Annotated in this window: 6 protein-coding genes; 4 read left to right on the top strand and 2 right to left on the bottom strand. The window is 32.8% G+C overall.

Annotation, left to right across the window (positions count from 1 at the left end; genetic code table 11):
- On the bottom strand, window positions 1–680 hold a 680-nt coding region (gene coaW / locus IDG60_RS04625), incomplete at its 3' end, for a type II pantothenate kinase (RefSeq protein WP_206160527.1).
- A 424-nt stretch (window positions 681–1,104) separates the two neighbouring features.
- Here coaW and IDG60_RS04620 point away from each other — a divergent pair.
- The 3 genes from IDG60_RS04620 (at window position 1,105) to IDG60_RS04610 (ending at window position 4,553) form a co-directional block, all read left to right on the top strand.
- Entirely contained in the window at window positions 1,105–1,965 is an 861-nt protein-coding gene (locus IDG60_RS04620; protein WP_001040743.1) for a GNAT family N-acetyltransferase, read from the top strand.
- Window positions 1,966–2,076: 111 nt separating this feature from the next.
- On the top strand, window positions 2,077–2,607 hold the full coding sequence (gene rpoE / locus IDG60_RS04615) for a DNA-directed RNA polymerase subunit delta (RefSeq protein ID WP_000701483.1): 531 nt from the start codon (window positions 2,077–2,079) through the stop codon (window positions 2,605–2,607).
- 335 nt (window positions 2,608–2,942) lie between these two features.
- Window positions 2,943–4,553: a CTP synthase gene (locus tag IDG60_RS04610; protein WP_000159960.1), complete on the top strand. Its 1,611-nt coding sequence runs from the start codon at window positions 2,943–2,945 to the stop codon at window positions 4,551–4,553.
- Window positions 4,554–4,661: 108 nt separating this feature from the next.
- Here the strand turns inward: IDG60_RS04610 and IDG60_RS04605 are convergent, their stop codons facing one another.
- Window positions 4,662–5,183, bottom strand: coding sequence for a DUF2529 domain-containing protein (locus tag IDG60_RS04605; protein WP_000036002.1), 522 nt, complete (start codon window positions 5,181–5,183; stop codon window positions 4,662–4,664).
- Window positions 5,184–5,400: 217 nt separating this feature from the next.
- Between IDG60_RS04605 and fdaB the strand changes: the two genes are divergently transcribed.
- Window positions 5,401–6,200: class IIb fructose-bisphosphate aldolase FdaB (gene fdaB, locus IDG60_RS04600; RefSeq protein ID WP_206160526.1), on the top strand; the 800-nt coding region annotated here is incomplete at its 3' end.

Raw genomic sequence — 6,200 nt, 5'->3', positions numbered from 1 at the left:
AATGAAGAACCGATATAAACGATATTTTCAGTTTTAAATTCACGTGCAACAGTAATGGCCATTGTCGTAACAACTTCGCCAACGACACCAATAACGGCTGCTAATTTATTGCTAGGTGTAAAATCAGCATCTAAATGATGTAGTACATGACCAAAATTAGCTGCTGTTAAATCACCGGGAATGGGTGGTTCGGTATCTTTATAAATATGTCTAACCTTTAAATCGATAGTGTTACGATCACCGTGTTGTGCCATGTCAGTTAACTGTTTATAATCAGTGATTTGACTTAGTAAATAACCGAGTCCTTGAATCATGCCTCCACCTGTACCGATACCGCCTACACGACGTTGTGATTGGCCGTCGAAATAATGTAGTGACGTACCGGTACCAACATTTGCAAAAATATAATCTGCTAAGTCATGGCCTTGCTCTTTTAACAAAATACCTAGTCCTTGAGATGCAGCATCAAACTCTACAAAAATTTGTGCAGGAATGTTGATGTTTTCAGCAATGACACCTGCATTACCTCCAGTTAAGCATAATTTTTCAATTTGCTGTTGGTTTAACCATTCCACAACTTGATCAATATTTTTAGTTAATTCAGTTTTAAAAGTACGTTGGTTATCTTGCTCTTGAACGATTTTAATTAGTGTACCGCCAGCGTCAATGCCAACTTTCATAAGATTCCCACCTCATTATTAATGTCTATCCTTAAATAATAGTATAGTAAAATGACTAAAAAACAAGTAATAATAGTAATTATTAACAAATTTGATGCCATTGTATTTCGATATTGTAAGCGCATCGCAATTAATGTATTACAAACGTAGACGTTAAGTTATATATATTATTTTCTAGGAATTTTGAAGTTGTATAGGATTGTTAGTTAGTGACGCAATATTAAAAGTAGTTCGTACGCAGTGTATTTGTAAGTCTCTGATTAAAATGATGAGTAATGAGGAATAGCACATTAATTTTGAAATTTAAAAAAATATAAATAAGTAATTTATTTAACTTAGAGTAAATAATGGTATCGTAGTGAAATAATAGGTAAAATAATATGGGGATTCATGCTTCATATATAAAAAGATAGGGGTTAAATATATGGCTAAAGAACTTTGTTTTGAAGGTATCACTTTAAAAGCATTTGATGAACAATATCGTTCAGCAATTAATGATTTTGACTTGAATGAAAGACAACAAATATATTCATCTTTACCTAAAGAAGTTATTGATGATGCAATTAATGATGTTGATAGGATTGCTAACGTAGCAATAAACGATAAAAATGAAGTGGTGGGCTTTTTTGTATTACATCGTTACTATCAGCATGAAGGTTATGATACACCTGAAAATGTCGTTTATATTCGTTCATTATCGATTAATGAAAAATATCAAGGTTTTGGATATGGCACGAAAATAATGATGTCATTGCCGCAATATGTTCAAGGTGTATTTCCTGATTTTAATCATCTATATCTAGTAGTAGATGCGGAAAATGACAATGCTTGGAACCTATACGAACGTGCTGGATTCATGCATACAGCGACTAAAGAAGAAGGACCAATTGGCAAAGAACGACTATATTACTTGGACTTAGATTCAAAACATGTTTCGTCATTAAAGCTTGAAGAAGAAAGTCGTTCAGAAGTGACCAATGTACATATCATTAATTTAATGATTGATGGCCAAAAGGTTGGCTTTATCGCATTGGAGCAGATTGGTGAACGCATGAACATTGCTGCTATTGAAGTGGATAAATCATATCGCTTTAATGGTATTGGTTCAAGTGCGCTGCGACAATTGCCAACTTACTTAAGAAAAAACTATGACAACCTTAATGTGATTACGATGATTCTGTTTGGAGAGAATAATGATTTTAAACCATTATGTTTAAATAGTAATTTCGTTGAAATCGAACAAACTGATGATTATGTCGTTTTTGAAAAATATTTAAATTACTAACAGTGATTGCGAAATATGATATTGTCATTTATAATTTAGTTTTGTTACTATATATAAATGAATTCAGACGTATAAATTTAGATTATATCCTTTGAAAGGAAGTATTGGGCAATGAAAATTCAAGATTATACAAAACAAATGGTTGATGAAAAATCATTTATTGATATGGCTTATACATTATTGAATGATAAAGGCGAAACTATGAACTTATATGATATCATCGATGAGTTTAGAGCGTTAGGTGATTATGAGTACGAAGAAATTGAAAATCGCGTTGTACAATTTTACACAGATTTAAACACAGATGGTCGTTTTTTAAATGTTGGAGAAAATTTATGGGGATTACGTGATTGGTATTCGGTAGATGATATTGAAGAGAAAATCGCACCAACTATTCAAAAATTCGATATTCTGGATGCAGATGATGAAGAAGATCAAAACTTAAAATTATTGGGCGAAGATGAAATGGATGACGACGATGATATTCCAGCTCAAACAGATGATCAAGAAGAACTAAATGATCCAGAAGATGAGCAGGTTGAAGAAGAAATCAATCATTCGGATATAGTCATTGAAGAAGATGAAGATGAACTAGACGAAGACGAAGAAGTGTTTGAAGACGAAGAAGACTTCAACGATTAATTTTTTGTTTGACTTTTAGTTGAAAGATGATAAAATTTTATTCGGGCTCCTTTAAATAGGACACGTGTATAAAATTTATACGCTCCCCTTACAGAATTTGTGAGAGGGAGCGTTTTTTTATTTAATTGAGTAAATCAAGAAATGATAACGCAAAAATCAAAGTTGTAAATGATATACATAGTGACATAGCAGTATGGAAACGGTAAGTAAACAGAATTTAATTTTGTCGAATTCGACAAATAAACAACTTGAATGAGCTTGCTTTAATGTTATGTTTTACGTAATTTTTACAATTGATGAGGAAGCATTCCCTTTAATAATTAGGAGGTCAAGACATGACAAAATTTATTTTTGTAACAGGTGGCGTAGTTTCATCATTAGGGAAGGGTATTACAGCATCTTCTCTAGGTAGATTATTAAAAGATAGAGGTCTAAATGTAACAATTCAAAAATTCGATCCATACTTAAATGTTGACCCAGGTACAATGAGTCCTTATCAACATGGTGAAGTATTCGTAACGGATGATGGTGCAGAAACTGACCTAGACTTAGGACATTACGAAAGATTTATTGATATTAATTTAAACAAGTTTTCAAATGTGACAGCCGGTAAAGTGTATTCACACGTATTGAAAAAAGAACGTCGTGGTGATTACTTAGGCGGAACAGTTCAAGTTATTCCGCATATTACAAATGAAATTAAAGAACGTTTATTACTTGCAGGGGAAAGTACGAATGCAGACGTTGTTATCACTGAAATTGGCGGTACAACAGGTGATATTGAGTCATTACCGTTTATTGAAGCGATTCGTCAAATTCGTAGCGATTTAGGTAGAGAAAATGTTATGTATGTTCACTGTACATTACTGCCTTATATTAAAGCTGCTGGAGAAATGAAAACGAAGCCAACACAACATAGTGTTAAAGAATTACGAGGCTTAGGTATTCAACCAGACTTAATCGTTGTAAGAACTGAATATGAAATGACACAAGATTTAAAAGATAAAATTGCATTATTCTGTGACATTAATAAAGAAAGTGTTATTGAATGTCGTGATGCAGACTCTTTATACGAAATTCCATTACAATTAAGCCAACAAAATATGGATGATATCGTTATTAAACGTTTACAATTAAACGCGAAATATGAAACACAGCTTGATGAATGGAAACAGTTGTTAGATATCGTTAATAATTTAGATGGTAAAATTACAATTGGTTTAGTAGGTAAATATGTTAGCTTACAAGATGCATATTTATCAGTTGTTGAATCATTGAAACATGCTGGATATCCTTTTGCCAAAGATATTGACATTAGATGGATTGATTCAAGTGAAGTAACAGATGAAAATGCAGCCGAATACCTTGCAGATGTCGACGGTATTTTAGTACCAGGTGGATTTGGTTTCCGTGCAAGTGAAGGTAAAATTAGTGCAATTAAGTATGCTAGAGAAAACAATGTACCATTCTTTGGTATTTGTTTAGGAATGCAACTTGCAACAGTTGAATTTTCAAGAAACGTATTAGGACTTGAAGGCGCACATTCAGCTGAATTAGACCCAGCAACACCATACCCAATTATAGATTTATTACCAGAACAAAAAGATATCGAAGATTTAGGTGGTACATTACGCTTAGGCTTATATCCATGTTCTATTAAAGAAGGCACATTGGCACAAGATGTTTATGGTAAAGCGGAAATTGAAGAAAGACATCGTCATCGTTATGAATTTAATAATGACTATAGAGAACAATTAGAAGCAAATGGTATGGTAATTTCTGGTACAAGTCCAGATGGACGTTTAGTAGAAATGGTAGAGATTCCGACAAATGATTTCTTTATTGCTTGTCAATTCCACCCAGAATTCTTATCTAGACCAAATCGTCCGCACCCGATTTTTAAATCATTTATTGAAGCTTCATTAAAATATCAACAAAATAAATAAATTTGCTAATAAAACCGGTACTTTCATTGTTAAACATTGAAAGTACCGGTTTTTCGTATAATTTTAATATTATGTTAGTGACAAGGTATGAAATAACAATAGTGACTTTTATAATTCTAAGTCTCTTGTCATTTCAATCATTTGTGTATAAATGTCATAGTATACATAATTCAATGCTATCGCATGTGGCTGGACAATCTTATCATAATCTTCAGTATAGACTATAGGTCTTGGTGTAGATAAATCGATAAAATGTACGAGATGATCAGGGAAATCATCTGTTTTAGGTTTGTTGCTTATTAAGACCACATCGATATCTAAGTCGATAAGTTTTTGAATATCTAATGCAACTTGATCATTATAAAATGGTGCGAATAATAATACACGATCAGTTGAGTCAATTTCTTTAAAGTCTTTAATAGCGTCAAGTTTTCGGCTAGATTTTAAACGCTCATCACTATGTAGAATGAAACTTTCGAAAAACTGTAAATCATCATAACCTTTTACATAAACATAACCTTCGCCACCAATTGCTTGAATTAAACATTGGGCGGCCATTTGAATTTCTAAAGATTGTTTTTCTAGCCTATTAAAGATACCTATTAGTTGTGTGTTTAAGATTTTTGACATCTTTATCCTCCAATCTACTTATAAAATATTGTAATTAATGACTACATATTATGCAACGGCTTAAATTGTATAAAAATGTATACGTTTGCATTTAGTATAACTATCGCATTTTTCAAAAAATACACATTTAATCTGCAGTATTTCAATGCATTGACGCTATTTTTTTGATATAATTACTTTGAAAAATACGTGCGTAAGCACTCAAGGAGGAACTTTCATGCCTTTAGTTTCAATGAAAGAAATGTTAATTGATGCAAAAGAAAATGGTTATGCGGTAGGTCAATACAATATTAATAACCTAGAATTCACTCAAGCAATTTTAGAAGCGTCACAAGAAGAAAATGCACCTGTAATTTTAGGTGTTTCTGAAGGTGCTGCTCGTTACATGAGCGGTTTCTACACAATTGTTAAAATGGTTGAAGGGTTAATGCATGACTTAAACATCACTATTCCTGTAGCAATCCATTTAGACCATGGTTCAAGCTTTGAAAAATGTAAAGAAGCTATCGATGCTGGTTTCACATCAGTAATGATCGATGCTTCACACAGCCCATTCGAAGAAAACGTAGCAACAACTAAAAAAGTTGTTGAATACGCTCATGAAAAAGGTGTTTCTGTAGAAGCTGAATTAGGTACTGTTGGTGGACAAGAAGATGATGTTGTAGCAGACGGCATCATTTATGCTGATCCTAAAGAATGTCAAGAACTAGTTGAAAAAACTGGTATTGATGCATTAGCGCCAGCATTAGGTTCAGTTCATGGTCCATACAAAGGTGAACCAAAATTAGGATTTAAAGAAATGGAAGAAATCGGTTTATCTACAGGTTTACCATTAGTATTACACGGTGGTACTGGTATCCCGACTAAAGATATCCAAAAAGCAATTCCATTTGGTACAGCTAAAATTAACGTAAACACTGAAAACCAAATCGCTTCAGCAAAAGCAGTTCGTGACGTTTTAAATAACGACAAAGAAGTTTACGATCCTCGTAAATACTTAGGACCTGCACGTGAAGC

Source organism: Staphylococcus sp. EG-SA-2 (assembly GCF_017152085.1).
This window is presented reverse-complemented; position numbering and strand designations above follow the sequence as displayed.

Bases quoted from the DNA above. Each gene is read 5' to 3' on its own strand.
- IDG60_RS04605 (WP_000036002.1), bottom strand. From the start codon at position 5,183: ATGTCAAAAATCTTAAACACACAACTAATAGGTATCTTTAATAGGCTA.
- rpoE (WP_000701483.1), top strand. From the start codon at position 2,077: ATGAAAATTCAAGATTATACAAAACAAATGGTTGATGAAAAATCATTT.
- IDG60_RS04620 (WP_001040743.1), top strand. From the start codon at position 1,105: ATGGCTAAAGAACTTTGTTTTGAAGGTATCACTTTAAAAGCATTTGAT.
- IDG60_RS04610 (WP_000159960.1), top strand. From the start codon at position 2,943: ATGACAAAATTTATTTTTGTAACAGGTGGCGTAGTTTCATCATTAGGG.